This window comes from Telluria sp. RT2P19 (genome assembly GCF_059685725.1).
This window is the reverse complement of record NZ_JCASIL010000013.1, coordinates 130,871-154,748: the sequence shown is the minus strand read 5'-3', so window position 1 is coordinate 154,748 and position 23,878 is coordinate 130,871. Positions and strand designations below refer to the sequence as shown.

General features: G+C 67.5%; 21 protein-coding genes. 15 read left to right on the top strand and 6 right to left on the bottom strand.

Annotated features, from left to right (window positions below):
* Positions 1-80: 80 nt before the first annotated feature.
* Complete coding sequence (locus AC56KW_RS17080) at positions 81-3,221, bottom strand: penicillin-binding transpeptidase domain-containing protein (RefSeq protein ID WP_497171869.1); 3,141 nt, start codon at positions 3,219-3,221, stop codon at positions 81-83.
* 224 nt (positions 3,222-3,445) lie between these two features.
* Here AC56KW_RS17080 and AC56KW_RS17075 point away from each other — a divergent pair, with 224 nt between their 5' ends.
* Positions 3,446-3,682, top strand: coding sequence for a hypothetical protein (locus tag AC56KW_RS17075; protein WP_497171868.1), 237 nt, complete (start codon positions 3,446-3,448; stop codon positions 3,680-3,682).
* A 198-nt stretch (positions 3,683-3,880) separates the two neighbouring features.
* Positions 3,881-4,405 carry a YXWGXW repeat-containing protein gene (locus AC56KW_RS17070; protein ID WP_497171867.1) on the top strand — a complete coding sequence of 175 codons (525 nt, stop codon included), beginning with the start codon at positions 3,881-3,883 and terminating at the stop codon, positions 4,403-4,405.
* Between the two features lie 23 nt (positions 4,406-4,428).
* On the opposite strand, the gene AC56KW_RS17065 is transcribed toward AC56KW_RS17070, so the two are convergent.
* Complete coding sequence (locus AC56KW_RS17065; RefSeq protein ID WP_497171866.1) at positions 4,429-6,378, bottom strand: S9 family peptidase; 1,950 nt, start codon at positions 6,376-6,378, stop codon at positions 4,429-4,431.
* Between the two features lie 87 nt (positions 6,379-6,465).
* Between AC56KW_RS17065 and AC56KW_RS17060 the strand changes: the two genes are divergently transcribed.
* The 3 genes from AC56KW_RS17060 to AC56KW_RS17050 all read left to right on the top strand — a co-directional run bounded on the left by AC56KW_RS17060 (position 6,466) and on the right by AC56KW_RS17050 (position 9,133).
* Positions 6,466-7,131 (top strand): ribonuclease HI family protein, encoded by a 666-nt coding sequence (locus AC56KW_RS17060; protein ID WP_497171865.1) that lies wholly within the window; start codon positions 6,466-6,468, stop codon positions 7,129-7,131.
* A complete protein-coding gene (locus tag AC56KW_RS17055) occupies positions 7,128-7,796 on the top strand; it encodes an HD domain-containing protein (protein WP_497171864.1) in 669 nt (222 codons plus the stop codon). The genes AC56KW_RS17060 and AC56KW_RS17055 overlap by 4 nt, the downstream gene beginning before the upstream one ends.
* Positions 7,797-7,870: 74 nt before the next feature.
* The gene (locus AC56KW_RS17050) at positions 7,871-9,133 is read left to right on the top strand and encodes a TCR/Tet family MFS transporter (protein WP_497171863.1); all 1,263 of its coding nucleotides are present in this window, start codon (positions 7,871-7,873) and stop codon (positions 9,131-9,133) included.
* Here AC56KW_RS17050 and AC56KW_RS17045 read toward each other — a convergent pair.
* A complete protein-coding gene (locus tag AC56KW_RS17045; protein ID WP_497171862.1) occupies positions 9,115-11,283 on the bottom strand; it encodes a TonB-dependent receptor plug domain-containing protein in 2,169 nt (722 codons plus the stop codon). The genes AC56KW_RS17050 and AC56KW_RS17045 overlap by 19 nt on opposite strands.
* 286 nt (positions 11,284-11,569) lie before the next feature.
* Between AC56KW_RS17045 and asd the strand changes: the two genes are divergently transcribed.
* A complete protein-coding gene (gene asd, locus AC56KW_RS17040; RefSeq protein ID WP_497171861.1) occupies positions 11,570-12,424 on the top strand; it encodes an archaetidylserine decarboxylase in 855 nt (284 codons plus the stop codon).
* On the opposite strand, the gene AC56KW_RS17035 is transcribed toward asd, so the two are convergent.
* Positions 12,414-13,397, bottom strand: coding sequence for a LysR family transcriptional regulator (locus AC56KW_RS17035; RefSeq protein WP_497171860.1), 984 nt, complete (start codon positions 13,395-13,397; stop codon positions 12,414-12,416). The genes asd and AC56KW_RS17035 overlap by 11 nt on opposite strands.
* Positions 13,398-13,507: 110 nt before the next feature.
* Here AC56KW_RS17035 and AC56KW_RS17030 point away from each other — a divergent pair, with 110 nt between their 5' ends.
* From AC56KW_RS17030 to AC56KW_RS17020, 3 genes are all read left to right on the top strand, one after another.
* The gene (locus AC56KW_RS17030; RefSeq protein ID WP_497171859.1) at positions 13,508-14,104 is read left to right on the top strand and encodes an FMN-dependent NADH-azoreductase; all 597 of its coding nucleotides are present in this window, start codon (positions 13,508-13,510) and stop codon (positions 14,102-14,104) included.
* 43 nt (positions 14,105-14,147) lie between these two features.
* The gene (locus tag AC56KW_RS17025; RefSeq protein ID WP_497171858.1) at positions 14,148-15,017 is read left to right on the top strand and encodes a pirin family protein; all 870 of its coding nucleotides are present in this window, start codon (positions 14,148-14,150) and stop codon (positions 15,015-15,017) included.
* A 103-nt stretch (positions 15,018-15,120) separates the two neighbouring features.
* On the top strand, positions 15,121-15,591 hold the full coding sequence (locus AC56KW_RS17020) for a hypothetical protein (protein ID WP_497171857.1): 471 nt from the start codon (positions 15,121-15,123) through the stop codon (positions 15,589-15,591).
* A 67-nt stretch (positions 15,592-15,658) separates the two neighbouring features.
* On the opposite strand, the gene AC56KW_RS17015 is transcribed toward AC56KW_RS17020, so the two are convergent.
* Both AC56KW_RS17015 and AC56KW_RS17010 read right to left on the bottom strand, forming a co-directional pair.
* Positions 15,659-15,949, bottom strand: coding sequence for a hypothetical protein (locus AC56KW_RS17015; protein WP_497171856.1), 291 nt, complete (start codon positions 15,947-15,949; stop codon positions 15,659-15,661).
* Positions 15,950-15,979: 30 nt separating this feature from the next.
* Positions 15,980-16,627 carry a hypothetical protein gene (locus tag AC56KW_RS17010; RefSeq protein ID WP_497171855.1) on the bottom strand — a complete coding sequence of 216 codons (648 nt, stop codon included), beginning with the start codon at positions 16,625-16,627 and terminating at the stop codon, positions 15,980-15,982.
* Between the two features lie 169 nt (positions 16,628-16,796).
* Between AC56KW_RS17010 and AC56KW_RS17005 the strand changes: the two genes are divergently transcribed.
* From AC56KW_RS17005 to AC56KW_RS16980, 6 genes are all read left to right on the top strand, one after another.
* Positions 16,797-17,771, top strand: a complete 975-nt coding sequence (locus tag AC56KW_RS17005) for a M14 family metallopeptidase (protein WP_497171854.1) — start codon at positions 16,797-16,799, stop codon at positions 17,769-17,771.
* 139 nt (positions 17,772-17,910) lie between these two features.
* Positions 17,911-18,207 (top strand): ArsR/SmtB family transcription factor, encoded by a 297-nt coding sequence (locus AC56KW_RS17000; RefSeq protein ID WP_497171853.1) that lies wholly within the window; start codon positions 17,911-17,913, stop codon positions 18,205-18,207.
* A 9-nt stretch (positions 18,208-18,216) separates the two neighbouring features.
* Complete coding sequence (locus tag AC56KW_RS16995; RefSeq protein WP_497171852.1) at positions 18,217-19,281, top strand: alkene reductase; 1,065 nt, start codon at positions 18,217-18,219, stop codon at positions 19,279-19,281.
* A 238-nt stretch (positions 19,282-19,519) separates the two neighbouring features.
* Positions 19,520-22,180 (top strand): aminopeptidase N, encoded by a 2,661-nt coding sequence (gene pepN / locus AC56KW_RS16990; protein WP_497171851.1) that lies wholly within the window; start codon positions 19,520-19,522, stop codon positions 22,178-22,180.
* 13 nt (positions 22,181-22,193) lie between these two features.
* Positions 22,194-22,937 (top strand): hypothetical protein, encoded by a 744-nt coding sequence (locus AC56KW_RS16985; RefSeq protein ID WP_497171850.1) that lies wholly within the window; start codon positions 22,194-22,196, stop codon positions 22,935-22,937.
* 417 nt (positions 22,938-23,354) lie between these two features.
* Entirely contained in the window at positions 23,355-23,792 is a 438-nt protein-coding gene (locus AC56KW_RS16980; protein ID WP_497171849.1) for an acyl-CoA thioesterase, read from the top strand.
* Positions 23,793-23,878 lie beyond the last annotated feature (86 nt).

Genomic DNA, 23,878 nt, shown 5'->3' with positions numbered 1-23,878 from the left:
CCTCTGTTTCGCCCCGCTGCCGTAGCGGATTGAAATAGATGATGCCATACAAACACGCCCTTGAGGCGCGCAAGAGAGCGCTATTTGTCCCTCTTTTCCAACGACTGGACTTGCATCGATTGCAACAGCGCTGCAATGACGGGGGCGGCATGGCTTCCGCCGGTGGCCGGCGAATGGCTGACAAAGGCCGCGAACGCCAGCCGCCGCGCCTGTCCGGGCAGGCTGCCCGGCTCGAGCCAGCCCATGAACCAGACGGTCGCCAGGTCGTCCTGGCCGACGGGCGCCGTGCCCGTCTTGCCATAGAGGCCGGGCCGCAGCCCATCGAAGCTGGCGGCGCGGAAGGCGCCGGCGGCGGTGCCGCCTTCGATCACGCCCTTCATGCCGGCGCGTACCCGGTCGAGGCGCACATCGAGCGCCTCGCGCCGGCCGGCTTGCGCCACGCGGCCGTCGAGCGAGAGCAGCAGGCGCGGGGTCACGGTCCGGCCCTCCCCGACCGCCGCCGCGACCAGCGCCATCTGCAGCGGCGTGGTCTGCATGCGCAGGCCGATCGCCATCTGGCGCAGCTCATGGCGGCTGCTGACTGGATCGAGGCGCGCGGCGCTGGCCTGCAGCGCATCCCACTCGCCCCAGCGGTAGTCGGGCGGCAGCAGGCCGCCATCGAGCCGCAGCGGCTGGCCGAAGCCGAGCCGGCCCGCCATCGCCGCCACCGGTCGCACCGTGTCCAGCGCACCCGGCTCCAATGCGCGCGCGCCGGGCATGCCGCCATCGGGCTGCCCCATCAGGCTGCGGTCGCTCAGTTCTGCGCTCCAGGCAAACCAGGTGTTGACGCTGTGCGCCATCGCCTGCGCCAGGCCCAGGCGGCCGTCTTGTGCGCGGGTGCTGGTGATCTGGTCACGGAAATTGGTGATGCGGGCGCGCTTGCCGTCGAACGGATAGCTAGGCGCTCCGGTACGGAAGCCGTAGCCGCCCTGGCGCGCCAGCCGGTCCACGTCAAGCAGGGGCAAGCCTTGCAGCAGTCCATCCAGGCGGGCGTCGTCGCGCGCCGCCCGTTCCAGCCCCAGCGCGCTGATCACCTTGAAGGTCGAGCCGGGCGCCCGGTGCGCGCCGCCGTCGTGCTGGAAGGCGGCAATGCGCAGCGGGCTGCGGGCCGGATCGGCGCGGTCGAAGTCGCGCAGCTCGCTCCAGCGCGCCGGGTCGGCCTGGCCGGCGCCGCTGGAGGCCGCCGCCAGGATGTCGCCACTGCCGGCGTCGAGCAGCACCAGGCCGGCGCGCCGTGCTTCCACGGGTTCCGCTGCGCCGCTGCAGGCCTGGCCATCCCATCGGCCGCCGCGCAGGCCGATGCAGTCGAGCAGCAGCTGGGCCCGGGCCTGCAGGTCCAGGTCGATGCTCAGCTGGGCCTCATGACCGGCGCCGCCGAGCCGCGCCAGCATCCCGGCCACGCTGCCGTCGTGCTGGCGGTGCACGCCCAGCAGTGGCGCCAGGCCGGCGCGCTGCGCCGCTTGCGCAGGCGCGCCGTCCGCCCACAGCGTCGCGCCGTTGCGGTCGCGCAACTCGACCGGCGCCGCGGCCGGCCGCTTGTCCGCGCCGCCGGGAGGCAGGGCCTGCCAGGCCAGGCGGCCATGGTCGACAACCAGGTGGCGGTAGGCGGCGTCGGCGCCGCCTGCCATCGCCGCCAGGTCGAGTGGCTCGACCTCGACCGAGATCGACGCCGCACCGGCCAGGGGCGCCAGGACCAGTTGCGCCACCGCCTCGCGATCCGGACAGGCGCGGCCATCGCAGGCGCCCTGGGCCAGCACGCGCGCGCCGGTCACGGCGCGCACCCGGCCGGCCACCAGCAGTTCGACCGGGCGCCCGCCGGCCGACGTGTTCAAGGTCACCAGCGAGCCGCCATGGCCGCCTTCCCAGCCGCCGACCCGGCTCCACGGCTCCCACCCTTCCGGCAGGCGCGCAAACAGGCGCATCGCGGCCACCGGCAAGCCCGCTTCGCGCAGCGCCGGCGCACCGCCGACGAGCGCGTGCCAGACCCCGTCGGCGCCTGGACGGGTGCGCCAGGCCACCAGCCGGCGCTCGCTATTGAAGACGCGCACCTGTTCACGCACATAGGCGCCGTCGGCGCGCTGATGCAGCCGCTCAAGCAGGCGGCGGTCACCCGGCTCCAGCGCGAGATCCTCCCAGCCCGGCAGCGGCGCGCGCGCTTCCTGGCCGGCCTGTCGCCAGGCAAGCAGGTCGCGCGGCGCCAGCTCGACCAGGCCGTCGCGGCCCAGGCGCAGCAGGCCGCGCGCGCTGAGCGCTTCGAACAGCGCCTGGTCTTCCATGCCGGGGCCAGGCAGCAGGGGCACCTGCCAGGCACCCGGCGCAAGGCGCAGCGCGACCGGCTTGCCGTGCGCCGGGAAAGCCTGCACCAGGGCCGCGCCGCCGATGGCCCCGCCCTGCTGGAAATGGTGCAGCACCAGCTCGCCCGCCTGCGGACAGGCGGCGCTGGCCTGGCGCGTGAAGCGCAACGCCTCGCCACCCCACAGCAGCCAGCCGCTGTCGCCCAGCACGGCCTGGCCTCGGCGCGAGCGCGTCACATTGCCGCCGCTGGCGTCGCCGACCCAGCTGGCGGTGGCGGGGCCGGCATTCCAGGCGATCGCCAGCCCGGGCGTGCCCGCACCGGCGCCGGCATTGCCCGTGATGTCGATGCGCGGCATGCCCGAGCCGGAGCGCGCCAGCAGCACGTTGCGCGGCGGCGCGCTGGTGCTGCGCGCGATCCGCGCCGCCTCGTCGAAGGGATAGCCGATCCGCAGCGGCAGCATCCTGGGCTGGGCCGGATCGAGCATTTGCGTGCACAGGTCCACCCGCAGCGCCGGACCGGCGCGCATGCCGCTCGCCACCAGCAGGGCGATGCCGCCGTGCTGGGTGAGCGAGATGCCGCTGGCGCGCGGCACCACGAAGTCGAGTCCCGGGGCGATCCTCTGCAGGGCGCCCAGCGCGACCGCGCCCGGCGTCTCGTCCGAGCCGTCCGGCAGCGCGCGCGCATGCATCGCCAGCGCCACGCCGCCGCCCAGGACCGCGGCCAGCACCGCCCACACCCAGGCCGGGCCGATCGAGATGGACCAACTTTCGCCAACTGCTAGCGATCGCGCGCCGGCGCGCAGGTTGCGGGAGCGCCGCCGCGCCGTGCGCGAAGCGGCCAGTTGGCCGATCAGCGAGGCGAACATGGTCGTGAACATGCCTGTCATGCGCGAATCCGGTGGTTGACGTGGCGCCCACGCGCCGTTCGCACTCAGCTAGCTGGGGGAGGAAGAAAACCGCAGGGTATCGGCCGCATTCATGCAGCGCCTGATGCAGCTCACGCCCTGTTTTCTGCGGCTCGTCGCATCCCGCTGGAGACCATGCGGGCCTTGGCATACAGTGGATACATCGAGACACGAACTACCCATCAACCACCTCAAGGAGAACCGACATGAACGTCCTCAAACACATGGAAGCCGTCTTCATCGCCGCCGCCCTGGTCGCCGTCCCGGCAGGCTACATGGCCAAGGTCCCGAGCGCCAACGCCGACAGCTACGGCGCCAGCAACGCCGCCATCGCCAGCGGCGACAAGATGGCCGTCGTGACGGTCAGCGCCAAGCGCCTGGACGCCGCCGAGAAGTCGCAACTGCTGGCCCTGGACACCGTCACCGCCGGGAGCCGGATGTGAGCGCCGCACGTCGCCGACGTGCCGCACGGGAGCAGTCCCGCTGCGGTACGCGGCGGCCAGGACGGCCTTCGTCCACGTCCGGTTTCGCCCGTCAGATCTGCTGATCTGTTTCAAATGTAAGAACTTGCTTCAAACCTCACTTCCCATTTCCCGGATTGCTATATTCCACAGCATCCGCTCAAGGATCTGGAGACAAACATGAAATCCCCTATCTTGATTGCAGCCCTGCTCGCCATCGGCGCCGCTGCCTTCACCCCAACGGCCTCGCACGCCCAGCCGCACATCTCGGTCGTGATCGGCGCCGCGCCGCCGGCGCCCATCTATGAAGTCATCCCTGCTCCGCGCCGCGGCCATGTCTGGGCGCCCGGCTACTGGGAATGGCGCACGCACCGCCACCACTGGGTGCCCGGCCACTATATCGCCGCCCGTCCGGGCTATGTGTACGCCCCGCCGAGCTGGCACCATCGCGGCGGCCGCTGGGTAATGGAGCCGTCGCGCTGGAACCGCGGCCCGGGCCACCACTACGGCCCGCCGCCGGCGTATGTGCGCGACCATCGCGACCGCGATCGCTGGGACCGCGACCGTCATCACGACAAGCGCGATCGTCACCATGGGCGTGACCGCGACCGCGACGGCATCCGCGACAAACATGACCGCGACCGCGATGGCGACGGCGTGCGCAACAGCCGCGACCACCGGCCGGACAACCCGCACCGCTACTGACCCGATCGGGGCCGTGGGGCGCGTCAGCGCTTCAGGTGCTTGTCCAGGAAGGAGAGGATCTTCGCATTCGCATCAAGCGCGTTCTTCTTCTTCGAGAAACCATGGCCCTCGTCGCCGAACACGACGTACTCGACCTCGACCTTGTTCTTGCGCACCGCCTCGACGATCTCGTCGCTCTCGGCCTTGATCACGCGTGGATCGTTGGCGCCCTGGACCACCAGCAGCGGCTTGCGGATCTGGTGGGCGTGGAACAGCGGCGAGGTCGCGACCAGGAAGTCCCTGTCCTTGACCGGGTCGCCGATCTCGTCGTACAGCGCCTTGCGCTGCGCTTCCCAGTACGGCGGAATGCTCTCGAGCGTACGCACCCAGTTGCTGACGCCGAAGATGTCGATGCCGACCTTGAAGGCTTCGGGCCGGAAGGCCAGCGCCGCCAACACCATATAGCCGCCGTAGCTACCGCCCATGATGCCGATCCGCTCAGGGTCGATATACCCCTGGCCAGCCAGCCAGGTCTTGGCCTCGACGCAGTCCCACAGTGGTTCCATGCCGTGCTTGCGATCGTCGGCGCGGAAGAAGGTCTTGCCATAGCCCGAGCTGCCGCGGTTGTTGATGCCCAGGACCGCGTAGCCATGGTTGACCAGGTACTGGATCTGGGCGCTGTAGCCGAGCATGGTCTGGCCGCCCGGCCCGCCGTGCACGAACACCACCGCCGGCACCTTGGCATTCGGCGAGGCCCCCTTCGGTTTGTAGTAGATCGAAGGGATCACCATGCCGTCGAAGGACTTGAAGCGCACCACCTCGGCCTCGACCAGGTCGTTGGGGTCGATCTCGGGGTTCAGGCTGCGCGTCAGCTGGGTCGTCTTGCCGCTGCTGAAATCGTGCACGTACAGATTGCTCGGGGAACGGTCACCGTTCAGGTAGAACGCCATCAGCTTGCCGCTTTCGGAGAAGGTCACCTGGCGCATCTCGCCGCCCGGCAGCTTGGGCAAGGCGACCGGATTCCCTGCCGAATCGCCTGCGCGCATGTCGTACAGCCGCACCTCGATGCTGCCGTCGCGGTTGAGCAGGCTGACGCGGTGGCGGCCGTTGCGCGAGTAACTGGTGTCCAGCAGGTCCCAGTCGGCCTTCTCGACTTCCTCGATCTCGCCGCTGGCCAGGTCATAGCCCTTGATGCGCGCGAACTCGCCGTCGGCATTGGTCGTAAACAGCAGGCGCTTCGATTCCGGGTCAAAGGTGGCGGCCGAGTGGCTGGCCGGGTCCTCGTGCGGCGTGATGCGCTTCATCTCGCGCGTCTGCAGGTTGTATACGTAGACGTCGCTGTCCGAAGTGGTGCTGGGCTTGTCGAAGGCGAGCCAGTTACCGTCGCGACTGATGCTCGAGACGTTCATGCCGCTGTCGTTCTGGTACACCATCTTGCGCGCATAGGTGGCGGCGTCGTACAGGTACAGGTCGAAGAATTTCGGGTCGCGTTCATTGCTGGCGACATAGAAGCCGCTGCCGTCGGGCTTCCAGCCGGCGAACGAGGCCTTCAGCTTGTCGCCGGGCGTCAAATCCCGCTCCTTGCCATCGAGTTCGCGCACATACAGGTGGTTCTGCTCATTGCCGCCGCCGTCGCGCGTGAACAGGACGCGGTCGTCGGTATGGAAATACGCCACGGCATAGGTGGTGTCGCTGGAACTCGTCAGCGCGCGTGGCTTGCCGCCGGCGACAGGCACCGTGTAGGCGTTGAAGATGCCGGATTCGTTACTGCTGAACAGGATCTGCTTCTCGTCCTTGCTGAACGAGGCGCCGGTCAGCGAGGTCGTCGCCATGAACTGTTCGATGGTATAGCGCTTGACGGCCTGCTTTGCCGCGTCCGGCGGCGGCGCCTTCACGGGCTTGGCGGCTTGGGCGACGGCTTGCAACGGCGCCAGGCCGGCGCCGGCAAGCATGGCGAACAGGGACATACTGACAGCACGGCGATTCTGGCGCATTACCTTCTCCTGTGATTGAACTCGACAACGCAGTGTTTCAAAAGTCTTAACACCTGTCAACAATCTGGAATCGGTTATGCTCTCGCCATGAACGAGCTGAGTACCCTGCAAGCCGCCGCCTTCAAGACCGAACTGGCTGCCGCCCGCCAACTGGTGGCGCGCACCGGCGTGCCGGAGCGGGCGGCCCTGCAGCAGATATTGACACGCAGCGCAGGTATTGCGGGGCTGGCCCGGCTGCTGGCCGAGCGGCAGGCCCTGCGTGAACATGCGGAACAGCAGGCCGCGCGGCGCCAGGCGTGCGCCGCCGCCGCGCGCAACCGCGGAGCAGGCCCGGGCGACAGCGCCTGGCGCGCCTGGTTCGATGGCTCGGCGCGCCCGAACCCTGGCCGCTGCGGCCTGGGCGCCGTCCTGGAAGGCCCGGCCGGCCGCTTGATCGAGCTGTCGCTCGACGGTGGGTATGGCAACAGCAGCGAAGCCGAATACCGCGCCCTGAATGCGGTGCTGCGCGCGGCCATCGACCATGGGGCGACCGGACTGGTCGTGCTGGGCGACAGCCAGGTCGTGATCGATGACGTCAACGCCCCCGACTGCGCCAGCGCCCCGTCCCTGCGCCCGTTGCGGAACGAAGCGCTCGCCCTGCTCGTCCAACTGCCGCAGGCGCGGCTGCGCTGGATCCCGCGCCACAAGAACCTGCGTGCCGATGCCCTATCGCAGCGCGCCGTGCCGCCCCTCACCCTGGAACCCGAAGCATGACCGAAGCAGAACATACCGATCTCGCCGGCTGGCGCAACAAGCTGGCCGCCATGGCCGCCGGCAGCGCCGATACCGATGGCGCCCACGACAGCGCCCACCTCGACCGCGTCTGGCGCAATGCACGGCTGCTTCTCGAACCGCATCCCGAGGCCGACCGCCTGGTGGTGCTGGCCGCAAGCTACCTGCACGACCTGGTCAACCTGCCGAAGAACGACCCCGAACGCGACCAGGCGTCGCGCCGCTCGGCGCGCCTCGCGCACCACCAGCTGGCGCACCTGGGCTTCCCATCCGAGAAACTGGACGCCGTCGCCCATGCTATCGAGGCGCACAGTTTTTCAGCGGCGATCAAAGCCGAAACCATCGAAGCGCAAATCGTGCAGGATGCCGATCGCCTCGACGGCCTGGGCCTGGTGGGGCTGGCGCGCATGTTCTATATCGCGGGCCGCATGGAGAGCGCTCTGGCCCATCCCGGCGATCCGCTGGGCCTGGCGCGCGACTACGACGACCGCAAGTACGCGCTGGACCACATCATGGTCAAGCTGCGCAGGCTGCCGGACATGATGCAGACCGCGGCCGGGCGCGAGCTCGGCCAGCAGCGGCTGGACCAGTTGCTGGCGTTTCGCGCACAATTCGCGGCCGAATGGCGTGGCGCCGGGCCTGCTTGACACCGCCTCCGGGGGATTGCCTGCCGGTCTTGATGCAATGCTAAGATAGGCCACCCGTATTGACCGAGGTGTCCATGACCAGTTCGACCGCCTTACCGCAACCCGTCTCCGGCAAGCTCAATTTCGTCCTGGTCTGCATCTTCATCGACATGCTCGGCATCGGCCTGATCGTCCCGGTGCTGCCGCTGCTGCTCGACCAGTTCGTCGACGGGCCGGACAAGCGGGCCTTGTGGTACGGCGTGCTGGCGGCGACCTTCGGGATCCTGCAATTTTTGTGCATGCCGGCGCTCGGGGCCCTGAGCGACCGCATCGGCCGCCGTCCAGTGCTGCTGTATTCGATGGCCGGCATGTGCCTGAACTTCCTGGTCACGGCCTGGGCGCCCAGCCTGGCATGGCTGTTCGTCGGCCGCGTCATCGGCGGCATGTCCTCGGCCAGCATGTCGGTCGGCTCGGCCTATGCCTCCGACATCTCGACCCACGAGAACCGCGCCAAGGCCTTTGGCAAGATCGGCGCCGCCTTCGGGCTCGGCTTCATCTGCGGCCCGATGCTGGGCGGCGTACTGGGCGACGCCAACCTGCACCTGCCTTTCTACGTGGCGGCGGCGCTGTCGGCCGCGAACTTCGTCTACGGTTTCCTGATGGTGCCCGAATCGCTGCCGGCCGGGCGCCGCGAACCGTTCGCGCTGGGGCGCCTGAATCCCCTGTCGGCCCTGCTGCGCCTGGTGCGGCGCGAGGATATCCGCGGCCTGGTCATCGTCATCCTGCTTGCGACCTTCGCCCAGATGATGCTGCAGTCGACCTGGGTGCTTTACACCACCTTCCGCTTCGGCTGGACGCCCCGCGACAACGGCATCGCGCTGTTCTGCGTGGGCCTTGGCTCGGTGGTGGTCCAGGCCGGGCTGCTCGGCATCCTGATCCGACGCTTCGGCGAGGTGCGGCTGGCGCTGCTCGCGCTCGCCTCGGGCATGCTGACCTTTCTCGCCTACGGCCTGGCAACGCAGGGTTGGATGATGTACGTCTTCATCCTGAGCAATGTACTGGCCTACGCCACCGGGCCGGCGCTGCAGGGCCTGGTCTCGAAGTCCTCGCCGCCCGAGCAGCAGGGCGAGTTGATGGGTTCCCTGCAATCGATCGGCAGCCTGGGGGTGATCGTCACACCGCTACTCGGCACCGCCATCCTGGGCGCGGTCAGCCACCTGCCGCCCGCCGACTGGCGGGTCGGCAGCAGCTTCTTCGTATGCGCGGCCATGCAGGCATCGGCCTTGTTCGTGGCGTGGCGATACTTCCGCAGCCACGCCCGGCAGTCAAGCGTGCATGATCAGAACTTGATTTCGTAGTTCGCCTGCAGGCGCACCGCATCGGGATAATGAAAGCGCCGCTTCTCGACGCCGGCGACAGGGTCGGCGTAGGTCGGCTCGAAGCCCGAATCCTGGTGCAGCAGGTTCGACACCGACACCCTCAACTGCCGCTTCGGATCGAAGCGCCACGCCGCATAGGCCTCGAGGTCGGTGCGCGCCTCGGAATAGTATCCGCGATTGGCCGTCACCCGCACCTGCCCGTTGCGCTGGAAGGCCATGCTGCCGCCCAGCGACAGCGCCCCCGCCTTGTAATCCAGGCCGAGGTTGGCCGACAGCGGCGATTGCCGTTCCAGGCGGTTGTCCGGACCGGGCACCGACTTGACCCGTGACCAGTGGCGGTTGACGCCGGCGCGCACGTCGATCGCCGGCGCCTGCGGGAACAGTGACTTGAGCGGGAACCTGGTCTGCAGTTCCAGCGTGCGGGTCTCGGCGCGGCCGTCGTTCACCGGCGTGAAGATCCAGCGGTAGCCGTCGAAGTAGATCTGGTTGCTGGTGTAGTCCTCGATACGGCGCAGCGAGGCGCCGAGCGAAACCATGGCATTCTCGGCCCAGTAATGTTCATAGCTCGCGTCGAGCCCCCAGGCCAGTTCGGGCTTCAGGTTGGGGTTGCCCTGGAAGTCGGCCTCGGTGGCGCTATTGTTCTCATAGGCCTGGCGGCGCGGCAGCAGGGAATAGAGGTCGGGCGCCTTGTAGGTGCGGGTCACGGCGAAGCGCACCTGGTCACCCTTGCGGTCCGGGATCTTCCACAGCGTCTGCATGATCGGGCTCCAGACGTTCGAATCGGTGCGCGTCGCGTCGAAGGTGTCGCCATTCGCGCGGATGCGGATGCCTTCCCAGCGCAGGCCGAGGTACATCGACCACTGCGGCGTGATATGCCATTCGTCCTGGGCATACAGCGCCAGGCGGGCAATGCGCGCCTTGAAGGTTTCGTCGAGCGGCACAGCGGGAGGGAAGACGCGGATCGCATCGCGCTCATCGCGGCGCTCATCGCGCCAGCCGAGGCCGCCATCCCAGCCGGCCGCGATGGCATGCCCGCTCTCCAGCTTGCGCATGTATTTGCCGGTCGAGTTCGCGCCGCGGTCGCGCCAGGACGAATCGACCTGGCCGTCGGTGACGGCCAGGTCCCGGGCATCCCTCCCCTGGCGCAAGATCGTGTTCTCTGCATTCTCGCCGGTCAATCCCAGCTTGGCCTCCAGCGTCGCGCCGGACCCGAAGCCCATGGTCCAGGACAGGTCGCTGCGCAGGTCTTCGGCGTCGGCGCGCATCCGGGTGACCAGCTCGGGCACGGGCGGCGGCGGGCCGATCGCGGTAGCAACCGACAGGTGGGTCCGGTTGCGGAAGCGGTTGACGTTGATGAAGGTCTCGAAGGTGATCGTATCGCCATCGTCCAGTGTCCACTCGAGACGCGGGCTCAGGCTCATCCGCCGCATGCGGCCCTGTTCCGGCGCGCTCGTCAGGCGCGCGACGCCCACCGCGCCGCGCGGCGCGACCGTCTCTTCAAAGATGCTCCAGGCGCGGTCATAGCGTTCGCCGGTCGCGTCGCCTGCCAGCGACCAGGCGACGCCTTCGCCGCGCTCGCTCAGTTGCAGGGCTGCGTTCGGGCCCCTGAATTGCGACGATTGCAGCATGCCCAGCTTGACCTGGCGTTCGCCCTTCTTCGCCACATGGCGCAGGATGATATTGACCGTGCCGGCCACCGACTGCGTCGGCAGGTCGGCGGTGGCCGCGCGCATTACCTCGATGCGCTCGATAACGTCGGGCGAGAGCGAATCGAAGTCAAAGCTGCTTGGCGCGCGCTCGCCGTTGATCAGTATCTGGGTGTAGCCGGCGCCCAGCCCGCGCATCCGGATCGTGCCGCCGCGCCCCTGGTTGGCGTCGACGGTCACGCCCGGCACCCGCTTGAGGACGTCGAGCACCGTGCGGTCGCCGTAGCGGCCCAGTTCTTCGCGCCCGACCACGGTGCGGGTTGCCGTGTCGTCGCGCCGCGGGTCGTAGCTCGCGCTGCTGCCCTTGATCTCCACCTGTGACACCGCGGTTCCCGCCTGTTCCTGCTGTGCACAGACGGGGCCGGCGCAGGCCGCCAGGAGGATCAGGGACAGCGGGTGGCGGGGTCGCTTTGACGAAATCACAGGGAATCTCCTCGTTATTGGATATGTGTGGAGTAAATATATGCCCATTAGTAGCATAATGTAAACATCATTCTAGAAGTTTATGGCTCCCACTAAGAGAACTATTTACTTCCCTGTTGTGGAATTCTGGATTTCCACATCCAGGCAGTCCCTCCAGCGTTCGCCACTGCGCCATCACCTGGAGTACACTCGGGCATGCCAATGATGGGAAGGACAGTTTCCATTCGGCACGCCCGCTGTAATACGCCCGCTATAATGCGCACTTTTCGATGAAAGGCGATCGCCCGTGTCCCGTATAAAAGTCTTGCCCCAATACGTCATGCCGAAGCAGGCGATGACCAATTTCGCCGGCCGGGTGGCCGGCCACAAGGGCGGGTCCATGACGACTAGCCTGATCCGTTGGTTCGTGGGCAAGTACGGCGTCGACATGAACGAAGCCGCCAATCCGGACATCGCCAGCTACCCGAGCTTCAACGAATTCTTCACCCGCCCGCTGCGCGACGGCGTGCGTCCGCTGGCGGCCAGCGACTACGTTTGCCCGGTCGACGGCGCCATCAGCCAGTTCGGCGACATCGACGACCACCAGATCTTCCAGGCCAAGGGCCACAAGTTCACCACCGCCGAACTGGTCGGCGGCGACCAGACCCTGGCCGCGCACTTCCAGCACGGCCACTTCGCCAACGTCTACCTGAGTCCCAAGGACTATCACCGCATCCACATGCCGTGCGATGCACGGTTGACGCGCATGATCTACGTGCCGGGCAAGCTGTTCTCGGTAAACCCGACCACGGCGCGCGGCGTGCCGGGACTGTTCGCGCGCAACGAGCGCGTGGTGTGCGTGTTCGAGAACGATGAACTCGGGCCGTTCGTGATGACCCTGGTCGGCGCGACCATCGTCGGCAGCATGGCCACCGTCTGGCACGGCGTGGTCAACCCGCCGCGCATGCCGCGCATCTGCGACTGGAACTACGAACCAGGCCAGGTGACCCTGAAAAAAGGCGAGGAAATGGGCCGCTTCCTGCTCGGCTCCACCGTGGTGATGCTGTTCCAGCGCGGCGCGATCGCCTTCAATCCGGGCTGGGCGCCGGAGGGCAAGGTGCGCCTGGGCGAACCGATGGGCGAACGTCCGCTCAAGTCCTGAGTTCGGGGGCCTCGCCCAGTTCGGCGTCACGCTGGGCGCGCTCCCTGAACGCTGCCACCGCGGCCTGCGGGCTATGGCCTTTTTCGGTGCACGCCGATTCGATCATCTCCAGGAAGGCCCGGGTCTTGGCCGGCATCAGCTTGCGGCTCGGGAATACCGCCCAGCCACTCGAGGTTGGCATCTCCCACTCCGGCAGCACCCGCACCAGTTCTCCCGTCTGCATATAGGGCTGCGCGAATAGCGTCGAACTGAGCGCGATGCCGGCGCCACGCGACGCGATGCGCGCCAGCAGGTCGGGCGAATTCGCCGTCAGCCGCGCGCTCAGGACGCGCTCCCACCGGACTTTCCCGCGTGTCAGCGTCCACGGCGCGGCGCCGCCCGTGCGGCTCAGAATGCACAGCACGTCATGCTCGGCCAGGTCGTCCGGGTGCTCGGGGATGCCGCTGCGCGCCAGGTAGCCGGGCGCCGCGTACAGGCCGGGCTGCTCGAGGGTGATCGGGCGTGCGCTCAGGGTCGCGTCGTCCGGCAGGTCGCCCATGCGGATCGCGATGTCGAAGTTCTCCGCCACCAGGTCGACCCGGCGCGGCGTCAGGTCCATCTCGAGCTTGACCGCCGGGTAGCGATCGAGGAAGCGCGCGATGACGTCGTACAGGCCGGTGTTGGCGAAGTCGCCGGGCGCCGAGATGCGCAGCTTGCCGCTTGGCTCGCCCTGGCGGTGCTGGGCCAGCGCGCCGGCGGCATCGACTTCGTCGGCGACGCGGCGCGCATGCTCGTACAGGCTGGCGCCGAATTCGGTGACCACCAGCTTGCGGGTCGTACGCTGCAGCAGGCGCTCGCCCAGGGTCGTCTCGAGCAAGGCCAGGCGCCGCGAGACGGTCGACTTGGGCAGGTTCACGCGGCTGGCGGCGCGGGTGAAGCTGCCCGATTCGACGATTCGCGCGAACAGCAGCAAGTCGTTCGGTTCGACGTCCATGATTGTCCCATCAGCAGAATAATGTTATCCATTCTACTGGCTTCCGCATTGTTTTCGGTATTGCTAAAGTCTCCCCATCGACACTCCACACAACGAAGGGAACCCTGACCATGAACATCCTGCACATCACCACCAGCGTTCGCGGCGACGCATCGGAATCGACCCGCGTCACCCAGCAAATCGTCGACAAGCTGGCCGCCGCCAACCCCGGCGCGACCGTCGTGCGCCGTGACTTCGGCGCCCAGCCGCACCCACTGCTGGACGGCGCCGCCATCGGCGCCCTGTTCACCCCGGCCGCGCAGCGTTCGGTCGAGCAAGCCGCCCGCGTGGCGCTGGACGACGCCCTGATCGCCGAAGCACAGGCAGCCGACGTGATCGTGCTGGGCGCCCCGATGTACAACTTCGCGATGCCGGTGCAGCTCAAGAGCTGGTTCGATGCAATTGCCCGCGCCGGCGTGACCTTCCGTTATACCGAGACCGGTCCGGAAGGCCTGCTCAAGAACAAGAAGGTGTACGTGGCCGCTGCCCGCGGCGGCGTGTATGACGAAGCGGCCGATCCGCAAGTGCCGCAGATGCGCACCTTGCTGAACTTCCTGGGCCTGAACGACCACACCTTCATCTATTCGTCTGGCATGGCCATGGGACCGGAAGCCGTGGCCAAGGGCCAGGCTGCCGCCAACGAAGCCATCGAAGCGGCGCTGGCTTAACTACCCCGCCCGCCGGGCGGCGCAACCAAACCAGGAGAACAGCATGCGCATCACCGCAACCGACGCACGGATCGAGCAATCGCGCGGCGTCGAGAAAATCATCAACGGCCAGTTCGTCATGGACGGCGCTGGCGTGAAGATCAACCGCGTGCTGACCGGCCCCCTGCAGCGCCGCCTGGATCCGTTCCTGATGCTCGACGCCTTCGGCAGCGACAAGCCGGGCGACTACATCGCCGGCTTCCCGGAACACCCGCACCGCGGCTTCGAGACCATCACCTATATGCTGGCCGGGCGCATGCGCCACCGGGACAGCGCCGGCAACGAAGGCATGATCACCGATGGCGGCGTGCAGTGGATGACCGCCGGCCGCGGCGTGGTCCACTCCGAGATGCCGGAGCAGAACGAGGGCCTGATGGAAGGTTTCCAGCTGTGGCTCAACCTGCCCGCCAAGGACAAGATGATCGAGCCCTGGTATCGCGACATCCCGATCGAGGACGTGCCGCGCTTTACGCTGGACGACGGCGTGACGGTACGGGTGATCGCCGGCAGCACCCACGGGGTGGATGGGGCCGTGCGGCGCGCGCATACCGAGCCGCTGTATCTCGACCTGGAGATCCCGGCCGACGTGACCTTCGAGCAGCCGATCCCCGCGGGGCACAACGCCTTCGTCTATGTGTTCCGCGGCGAAGCGGTCATCGAGGGCAAAGGCGTAGGCGCGGGACGCATGGCGATCCTCGATAATGCGCCACAAGCCGACGGCGTGCGGATCAAGGCGAATGCGCCGGCCCGCCTGCTGGTGCTGGCGGGACGTCCGCTGGCCGAGCCGATCGCGCAGTACGGGCCGTTCGTGATGAATACCCAGGCCGAACTGCAGCAGGCGGTGGAGGATTTCCGGGCTGGGCGGTTTGCCTGAACCACCGGCATCAGGGCGCCCCCAAGCCGCCCTGCTGCCCCTATGCGCGCTTGCCGGCCATGCGCTACACTCGCGGGATGACACAAGCGCAAGATATCTCGTAATGGCACTGCTGGACACCCTCGGCGACCTGTGGTCGCGCGCAAGCCGGGCCATGGGCCTGGAAAACGCCGACCGTTTTCCGCCCGGCCACGCCTATCCGCACACGCGCTGGAACAAGGCGTATTTCGATATTCCGTCCGACTTCAAGGGCGACCGGATGGAGAGCGTCGTCTGCGCCGCCATCGCCAACACGCCCCATGTATTCGGCGAGATCCGCAATCCGACACCGCGCATGCAGCGCGCGCTGCTGGGCATCATCGAAGCGCGCCTGCGCCGCGCCGATGCGCCGGCCGACCTGGTGCATCTCTTGATCAAGGCTTACCGCCAACCCCATACACCGGATATCGTGCCCGGATTGCGCGCCGCCATCGCCGCCAATGCACAGTACGACGCCAACATCCAGGCGCATGCGGTGCTGGCTTACCTGGGCGATGCGCCGGCGGGCTTCGGCGTGATCGAGGCGCAGCGCTGAGCACCGCCATCCGCAAGGCTGGTCATGCGCGACTTGAAAAAATGGCGGGACGTTGCAATCGGTCTTGCTACCTTGTATTCAGAGAAATGGCTTGAACGTCGGCGAATTCGGGCGTCAGTCGACCGGGCGAGATACGTTGGATCGCGATCTCGCCTCGCAGACAGGCGTCACCGCCGAATGCGCGGGTCAGCCTGGCAATCGGGTCTTGCGCCAGCTGCTGCCGCACTGGCCACCGCACCGGCTGCAGCACCGGCTGCAGCACGGGTTGTGATCGCTGCCCGAGATCCGGGACGCGCAGCGCAGCCGCCAAATTGCCGCCCGCTGATCGAACATGCCGCCACGCCTCCATGATCGGCACCTGGCAGCGCCTGTTTCGCCTTCCTGCAGGTCAATCCACAAGCCGCGATTGCGCGCCTGGGCCGAGCGCCGCGTCGATGTAACGCAGCCACTTGTCATCGGGATTCGCCCGGCCTTCGATGGTCGCAACATGCTCGTAGCTGCGCGCGATGACCGGATTCCCGATGAAGACCAGGTATCGCTCGCCGACGATGAACCACGGCTCGATGGTGCACGCATGCAGCCGGCCGAAACGCCCGCCCCCATGGGCCCAGAATTCGTCGCGGCCCTGGTTGGCTTCCGGTCCCGGGTCGTGGAACGTCGTCGGCGGCGACACGCCCATGAGCGTAAAACTGTCGCGCTGTGTCCCACGCCAGCGTTTCTCGACCTCGAACGCGTACTCGACCGGATACTGGACCAGGTAATGCTGGTCGCCCCGGCTCGGCGGCGTACTTTGCCACAGCGCCGGATTCCAGCCCTGGTAGGGCACCATCCAGGCCGGCGTGTCGGGTGGGCGCGATGGCGGTGGATGCGGCCGCGGCGTCGCGCGCACCACCTTGACGAGCGCGACGTCGGTCGCTCGGGCGACCTGCTCTTGCGCGCTGAGCTGCTGCGGGAGAGAACGGCAAGCGTGGACTGGCTGGGCTGCGGCGACGAGCAGCAACAATGCAGATAGCGGGGCGGTCGTTAGTCGCGTCATCCAGTTCCCTTCGGATCGGGCGGCGGGACCGGTATCGATCCCGCTCCGGGGAACAGTATAACCAGACGGGCCCCGCATGCCGCCCAGGCCTGGCCAGCGACGCCTTTTTCTGCGCCCGCGCATTTACCGATAGAATATCGCCACCCTTTTTCTCCGGCCTACGCTCACCATGACTTCCCCCCGCCAGTATCAATTCAGATCCGTCAACTACACCGGCCTGCAGGCCGGCCCGCGCGTCATCATCATGGGCGCGACCCATGGCAACGAGGTATGCGGCACCAAGGCAATCAAACAGGTGATGGAGGAAATCGACAGCGGGCTTCTGCATATCGCGGCCGGCAGCGTCACTTTCGTCCCGATCGTCAATCCGCTGGCCTACGCCCAGAACACCCGCAACGGCGAGCGCAACCTGAACCGCGACCTGTTCCCGAAAGAGCATCCGCAAGACTTCGAAGACCAGATCGCCAACTGGCTGTGTCCCCTGCTCGGCCAGCACGACGTGCTGCTCGACCTGCATTCCTTCGCCGCCACCGGCGAGCCGTTCGTGATGGTCGGGCCGCTCGACAACGATGGCGCGCTGCAGCCCTTCCGCCACGCCGCCCGGGAACGCGCCTGGGCGCGCCGCCTGGGCGTGCGCCGCTTCGTCGACGGCTGGCTGGCGACTTATGGCGACGGCGTGCAGCGCCGCAGCCGCAGCGCCGACGAACTGGAAACCGTGCTGCGCTATGGCGTGGGCACCACCGAATACATGCGCAGCACCGGGGGCTACGCGCTGACGCTCGAGTGCGGCCAGCACGACGATCCGGCCGCGCCGGACGTCGCCTACCGCGCGATCATGAACACGCTCGCCCACCTGGGCTTGACCGTGGCGGCCGATCCGGCGCCGGTCGCGTTCGAGGAAATGGAAGCGCTGTCGATGGTCGTGGTGCACGACAAGCTGCATGCGGACGACAGTTTCGTGCGACCGTGGAAGAGCTTCGATCCGGTGAGCGAAGGTGAGCTCCTAGGCCACCGCGCCGACGGCACGCCGGTGGTGGCCGAATTCGGCGGCCGCATCCTGTTCCCGGCCGCGAACGCCGCCGCCAATACCGAGTGGTATTACCTGACCCGCCCGAACGCGACCTTCGGCCGCGAACAGGGTTAAATGCCGGCCGGGTGGACGGCTCGCCGCCCACCCGAGGGGAGCATCCCGTGATATTTCGAGCCGCCGTCAGCAAGCTTTTCGCGAATATCGTAAGATGACGATATTCGGATCGAAAGAACCCGATATAAGGAGCAGACCCATGGACTTCGACGCGATCCACAAGGCCCTGGCCAACCCGGTGCGGCGCCAGATCCTGCAGTGGCTCAAGGATCCGCAGCAGCACTTCATCGAGCAGGACCACCCGCTCGAGATGGGTGTGTGCTGCAAGCTGATCGACCAGAAAACCGGCCTGTCGCAATCGACGGTGTCGGCGCACCTGGCCACCCTGCAGCGCGCCGGGCTCGTGAACACACGCCGCGTCGGCCAATGGATCTTCTTCCAACGGAACGAGGAGGCGATCCAATCCTTCCTCGCACAACTGAACGACGGACTTTAGGAATACCCGATGACTACAATGTTTGATCCGATCAAGGTGGGCGCCCTCGAATGGCCGAACCGCATCGTCATGGCGCCGCTGACCCGCTCGCGCGCCGATGGCGGCGCGCGCGTGCCGAACGCGCTGATGGCCGAATACTATGTGCAACGCGCATCGGCCGGGCTGATCCTGTCCGAAGCGACCTCGGTCACCCCGATGGGCGTGGGCTATGCCGATACGCCGGGCATCTGGTCCGACGAGCAGGTCGAAGGCTGGAAGATCGTCACCGACGCCGTGCACCAGGCCGGCGGCCGCATCTTCCTGCAGCTGTGGCATGTCGGCCGCATTTCGGATCCGTCGTTCCTGAACGGCGACCTGCCGGTCGCGCCCTCGGCGATCCAGCCGGATGGCCATGTGAGCCTGCTGCGTCCGAAACGCCCCTTCGTGACGCCGCGCGCGCTCGACCTGGAAGAAATTCCCGGCATCGTCGCCGCTTACCGCAAGGGCGCCGAGAACGCCAAGAAGGCCGGCTTCGACGGCGTCGAAATCCACGGCGCCAACGGCTACCTGCTCGACCAGTTCCTGCAGGATTCGACCAACCGGCGCACCGACGCCTATGGCGGCCCGATCGAGAACCGCGCGCGCCTGATGCTCGAGGTGACCGACGCCTGCATCGAGGTATGGGGCGCCGACCGTGTCGGCATGCACCTGGCGCCGGCGCGCGATTCGCACGACATGGGCGACTCGACCCCGATCGATACCTTCGGCTACGTGGCGCGCGAACTGGGCAAGCGCAAGATCGCCTTCATCTTCACCCGCGAAGGCCAGGGTCCGGACGCACTGGGCCCGATGATCAAGAAACAATTCGGCGGCGTCTGGATCGCCAACCAGCAACTCACCCGCGAAAAGGCCGCGGAACTGATTGCCAGCGGCACCGCCGATGCGGTGGCGTGGGGCCAGCTGTTCATCGCCAACCCTGACCTGCCGAAGCGCCTGCAGCTCGGTGCGCCGCTCAACACGCCGAATACCGACACCTTCTACCATCCGGGCGCGGTCGGCTACACCGATTACCCTGCGCTGCAGGACGCGGCCTGATTATCCGTTTTCGCCGCCGCTTCGCTGCCAGTCGCCGGCGAAGCGCGGCGCCTCTTTCGACGGGACCCACGTGGTCCCGTTTTTCATGTGGTTTGATGCTGGCATCGCACGTGCATACAGCATGCATACGGCGAGAACACAATCTCTCCAATGGGTGTCCAGCATGGAACGTTAGTGCTATTCTTGCGCGATTGACATTTCGCGCACCCAGATGCGCCTACCCGAGAGAGGATTTTCAGTGAACTTTCCCGCACACCGCGTGGTGGCCCTTGCCATCGCTTCCACCCTCGTTGTCGGCGGCGTCGCCCAGGCCGCGCCGGCCCGGCAAGCCGCCCCGGCCCGCGCCGAAACCGCCTTCCTGTCGCAGGACGACGCGTTCGCCCGATCCGCCCGCATCGCGAACGTGGACTATGTGCTGGACTTCACCCTGACCGGCAAGGAAACCTTCGCCGGCACCACGACCGTCAGCTTCGACCTCAAGGACACGAATGCGGCCGTCACCCTCGACCTGAACAAGGCCACCGTCAAGTCGGTGAGCGTCAACGGCAAGCCGGTCAAGGCGAGTTATAACGACTGGTTCATCACCATCCAGCCTTCCGACCTGGCCAGGGGCCGCAACACCGTCACCGTCGCCTACGAGCGCCTGCACAGCACCAATGGCGAAGGCCTGCACCGCATGGTCGACCCAGCCGATGGCCGGGTGTATACCTATTCGCACTTCGAGCCGGCCGCCGCCCAGCAGATGTTCCCGCTGTTCGACCAGCCCGACCTGAAGGCCAGCTATACCGTCAGCGTCACCGCGCCGAAGGACTGGCATGTCGTCACCACCACGCGCGAGACCAAGATCGATGACGCCGGCGCCAACCGCCGCTGGACCTTCAAGCAGACCAAGCGCCTGAGCCCCTACAACTTCTCGCTGCACGCCGGCCCTTACCAGGTGTGGGAAGACAATAGCGGCAAGTATCCGATGCGCCTGTTCGCGCGGCAGTCGCTGGCCAGGCAGATCGTCCCGGCCGACTGGTTCCGCCAGACCAAGGCCGGCATGACCTTCTTCGAAGAATATTTCGGCATCCCCTATCCGTTCGAGAAGTACGACCAGCTGATCGTGCCCGACTTTTTATACGGCGCGATGGAAAACGCCGGCGCGATCACCTTCGCCGAGGCGCGTTACGCGGTGGCGAACATGACGGCCGACCAGAAGCAGTCGATGACCGAAGTGATCATGCACGAGATGGCCCACCAGTGGTTCGGCAACCTGGTCACCATGAAGTGGTGGAACGGCCTGTGGCTGAACGAAAGCTTCGCGTCCTTCATGGGCATCCTGGCCACCGCCGAATCGACCGAGTTCAAGGACTCGTGGCAGAAGTTCTACCAGACCGGCAAGCAGCGCGCCTACATCCAGGACCAGACCGCGAGCACCCACCCGATCGAGGTACCGGTGCCGTCGTCGGCGAATGCCTTCGACAATATCGACGCCATCACCTATTCGAAGGGCGGCGCGGCCCTCAAGCAGCTGCGCCACCTGCTGGGCGAGGAAGTGTTCCGCAAAGGCGTGCACAACTACCTGGTCAAGTATTCGTGGCAGAACGCCACCCTCGACGACTTCATCGATACCCTGGCCAAGACCGCCGGCCGCGACCTGTCGGGCTGGACGAAAGAGTGGCTGTACCACGCCGGCGTGAACACGATCGCCGCCAACTACAGCTGCAGCAACGGCAAGATCAGCGGCTTTACCCTGACCCAGGCGGCGCCGGGCAAGGAGCTGCCGACCCTGCGCGAGCAACGCGTGCAGGTGGCGGCGTTCAAGGTCGACGGCGGCAAGCTGTCGCTGATCAAGAACGTGCCGGTGACGTATAAAGGCGCCAGCACCGCAGTGAAAGACCTGGACGGCGCGGCCTGCCCGGACCTCGTCTACCCGAACTACCAGGACTGGGGCTATGCGAAGGTCCAGCTCGACCAGCGCTCATTCGACACCGCGCGCACCAGGCTGTCGCAGGTCGACGATCCGCTGCTGCGTGCGATGCTCTGGCAAAGCCTGTGGGACGGCGTGCGCGACGCCCAGCTGCCGCTGAACGACTTCATCACCGTGGCCCTGAACAACGCGCCGCAAGAGAAGGACTACACCCTGCTCGGCGACGTGCTGGGCAAGGTCGTCCAATCCAGGCACTACCTCGACGCCATGAACCTGGATTCGGCGTACGTCAAGCAGACCAATGCCGCCCTCGAGAAGATGGCGTGGGATGGCGTTCTGGCGCACACCGCCGACACCGACGTCCAGCGCCGCTGGTTCGGCCTGTACGTGAGCGTGGCGTCCAGCCCCGACGCGCTGGCGCGCCTGGCCGGCATCCTGGACGGCAAGGTCGACGTGGCGGGCCTGCAGCTCAGCCAGGAACTGCGCTGGGCCATCATCGCTCACCTGAACCGCTACGACTACGCGGGCGCGGACAAGCTGGTCGCGGCGGAGACGGCGCGCGACAAGTCCGACGCCGGCCAGGTCGCGGCGGTGGCCGCAACCGCCGCGCGCCCGGACCCGAAGGTCAAGGCCGAGTGGGTCCGGCGCATCGAGGACCTGAAGTCGCCGCTGCCGTTCTCGCGCATCCGCACCGCGATGGGCAGCGTGTTCCCGGCCGAACAGGGTGCACTGAGCGAGCTTGACGCCGACGCGCGCCTGGCGCGCCTGCCCGCCATCGACAAGGCGGCCGGTCCGGTCTATATGCGCGCCTACGCCGTCACCATGATCCCGACCGCCTGCACGCCGCGAAGCGTGGAGCGCCTGGGCCGCGCCGCGGACCAGATGAAGGACCTGTCGGCCTTCACCCGCCGCTCGCTGCTGGACACCCTGCAGAACGAGCAGCGCTGCGTGGCGATCAAGGCAGCGATGACGGCGCCGAAGGGCTGACCCGCAAGTGCGCATGGATGCCGGTGTCATGCCGCGCCGCGCGCCGGGCTGGCCGCTTGCGGCGACGCTCGGTGCGCACCTGTTGCTCGCATGGTGGTGGCTCAATGCCACCGGCGTGCGACTGCAGCCGTCCATCGCGCCGGCGCTGCGCGAGTTCTTCGTGGTGCCGGTGCTGGCGCCGCCCACGGCCTCGCCTTCCCGCACCGGTCCTGCCGCGCCGCCCTCCCGCGCCACGCCGCCGGCGGCGAGCCGCGCTCCTGCGCGCGATCGTGTCGAGCCGCAGGCCATCACGGTGGCTCCCGCCGATGCGCCCGCCGCGGAGCCTGCTCCTGAACCTGAACCCGATGCCGACCTACTTGCCATGCCGCCGTCGCAGGACGGCGCAGCGCTTGACGACGCGAGCCTGGCCGGACGCGCCCGGCGCGCGGCGGCGGGCACCGATCATGCACTGCGCAAGGGCAAGCCGGTGCCGCTCGCGCCGACCGACGCGCCCTGGAAGCGCTTTGCCAGTGCCGTCGAAGGCGCCCGCAAGGATGATTCGCTTACCCTGACCTCGGAAAGCTATACCGCCCCGGACGGTACCATCGTCTATCGCTTTCGCAAGAATGGCAGATACTATTGCCGCACGGGCGGCGGGGTGAAGCCCGGGCCGTTCGGTGCCGAAGGCGGCGGTGCGGCGCTGTTCGACAAGGCTGGCGGCGGCGGCGGCGCCGGCCTGATTCGCTGCCCCGGCCAGGCGGAATTCAAGCCCGACTGATCGGCGCCGGGCATGCATGGTTCCGCCACGCTGATCCATGCACCGTCGGCGCCGCCGCCGGCAAGCGGCGCGTGGCGCAGCAGCACGCCCAGGTGAGCGGCGCGCCTTGTTTTACTTTCATGCCGCGCGCGACCGGAATGCAGACCGCGTGGTGCCAGGGCGCGCATGGCTTTTTGGCGTCGGCAGCGCGCCGCGCAACTGGACAGCGGCGGCTTCGCAGGCGGCGCGGCTGGCGAATTCGCCGCGCAAGCTGCCACGCTCGAGCATGACGTCGAGGATCTGTCAGGTACAGCAAAAAAAAGATCGTAAACCTGACGCCCTCATGAGATCGTTGCTGGGCGCGGCCCGGCGCGTCGGCGCACGCTGCCGTACAATGCCCGGGTTCGCGGCCACGGCCGCGCTGCCGAGGAAATAGCATTGGACTGGGATTATCCGCAACCGTTCATCTTGCCGGTCGTGCCGCACGCCGGCGACATCGATGGCCTGAACCACACCAATAATGCCGTCTACGTGCGCTGGTGCGAACAGGCCGGCTGGGCCCACTCGGAAGGGCTCGGCCTGTCGCTGGACGATTACCGGCGCCTGGACCGCGCGATGGCAATCCGGCGCGGCAACTATGATTACCTGTTGCCGACGCTCGAGGGACAAGCGCTGAGCCTGGCCACCTGGCTGGTCGGCGGCGACGGCAAGCTGTCGATGGAGCGCCGCTTCCAGCTGGTGCGCGACAGCGACGGCGCCACCGTGCTGCGCGGGCGCTGGGAACTGGTCTGCATCGACATCAGTAGCGGCCGCCCGCGCCGCATGCCGAAGGAGTTCCTCGACACCTATATGCCTGTGGTGGTCGCGCCCGCCTGACCTCGCGGCCCGCATCCATGCGTGCATTGCGCATGTTCAAGGAGGAGTTTGACCGAACCGGCATCGCCCGCGTTCAAGAGAGTCAG

Excerpts from the sequence above, each read along its gene's own strand:
- AC56KW_RS17080 (WP_497171869.1), bottom strand. The coding sequence starts at position 3,221 with ATGACAGGCATGTTCACGACCATGTTCGCCTCGCTGATCGGCCAACTG.
- AC56KW_RS17075 (WP_497171868.1), top strand. The coding sequence starts at position 3,446 with ATGAACGTCCTCAAACACATGGAAGCCGTCTTCATCGCCGCCGCCCTG.
- AC56KW_RS17070 (WP_497171867.1), top strand. The coding sequence starts at position 3,881 with ATGAAATCCCCTATCTTGATTGCAGCCCTGCTCGCCATCGGCGCCGCT.
- AC56KW_RS17065 (WP_497171866.1), bottom strand. The coding sequence starts at position 6,378 with ATGCGCCAGAATCGCCGTGCTGTCAGTATGTCCCTGTTCGCCATGCTT.
- AC56KW_RS17060 (WP_497171865.1), top strand. The coding sequence starts at position 6,466 with ATGAACGAGCTGAGTACCCTGCAAGCCGCCGCCTTCAAGACCGAACTG.
- AC56KW_RS17055 (WP_497171864.1), top strand. The coding sequence starts at position 7,128 with ATGACCGAAGCAGAACATACCGATCTCGCCGGCTGGCGCAACAAGCTG.
- AC56KW_RS17050 (WP_497171863.1), top strand. The coding sequence starts at position 7,871 with ATGACCAGTTCGACCGCCTTACCGCAACCCGTCTCCGGCAAGCTCAAT.
- AC56KW_RS17035 (WP_497171860.1), bottom strand. The coding sequence starts at position 13,397 with ATGGACGTCGAACCGAACGACTTGCTGCTGTTCGCGCGAATCGTCGAA.
- AC56KW_RS17030 (WP_497171859.1), top strand. The coding sequence starts at position 13,508 with ATGAACATCCTGCACATCACCACCAGCGTTCGCGGCGACGCATCGGAA.
- AC56KW_RS17025 (WP_497171858.1), top strand. The coding sequence starts at position 14,148 with ATGCGCATCACCGCAACCGACGCACGGATCGAGCAATCGCGCGGCGTC.
- AC56KW_RS17020 (WP_497171857.1), top strand. The coding sequence starts at position 15,121 with ATGGCACTGCTGGACACCCTCGGCGACCTGTGGTCGCGCGCAAGCCGG.
- AC56KW_RS17010 (WP_497171855.1), bottom strand. The coding sequence starts at position 16,627 with ATGACGCGACTAACGACCGCCCCGCTATCTGCATTGTTGCTGCTCGTC.
- AC56KW_RS17005 (WP_497171854.1), top strand. The coding sequence starts at position 16,797 with ATGACTTCCCCCCGCCAGTATCAATTCAGATCCGTCAACTACACCGGC.
- AC56KW_RS17000 (WP_497171853.1), top strand. The coding sequence starts at position 17,911 with ATGGACTTCGACGCGATCCACAAGGCCCTGGCCAACCCGGTGCGGCGC.
- AC56KW_RS16995 (WP_497171852.1), top strand. The coding sequence starts at position 18,217 with ATGACTACAATGTTTGATCCGATCAAGGTGGGCGCCCTCGAATGGCCG.
- AC56KW_RS16985 (WP_497171850.1), top strand. The coding sequence starts at position 22,194 with ATGGATGCCGGTGTCATGCCGCGCCGCGCGCCGGGCTGGCCGCTTGCG.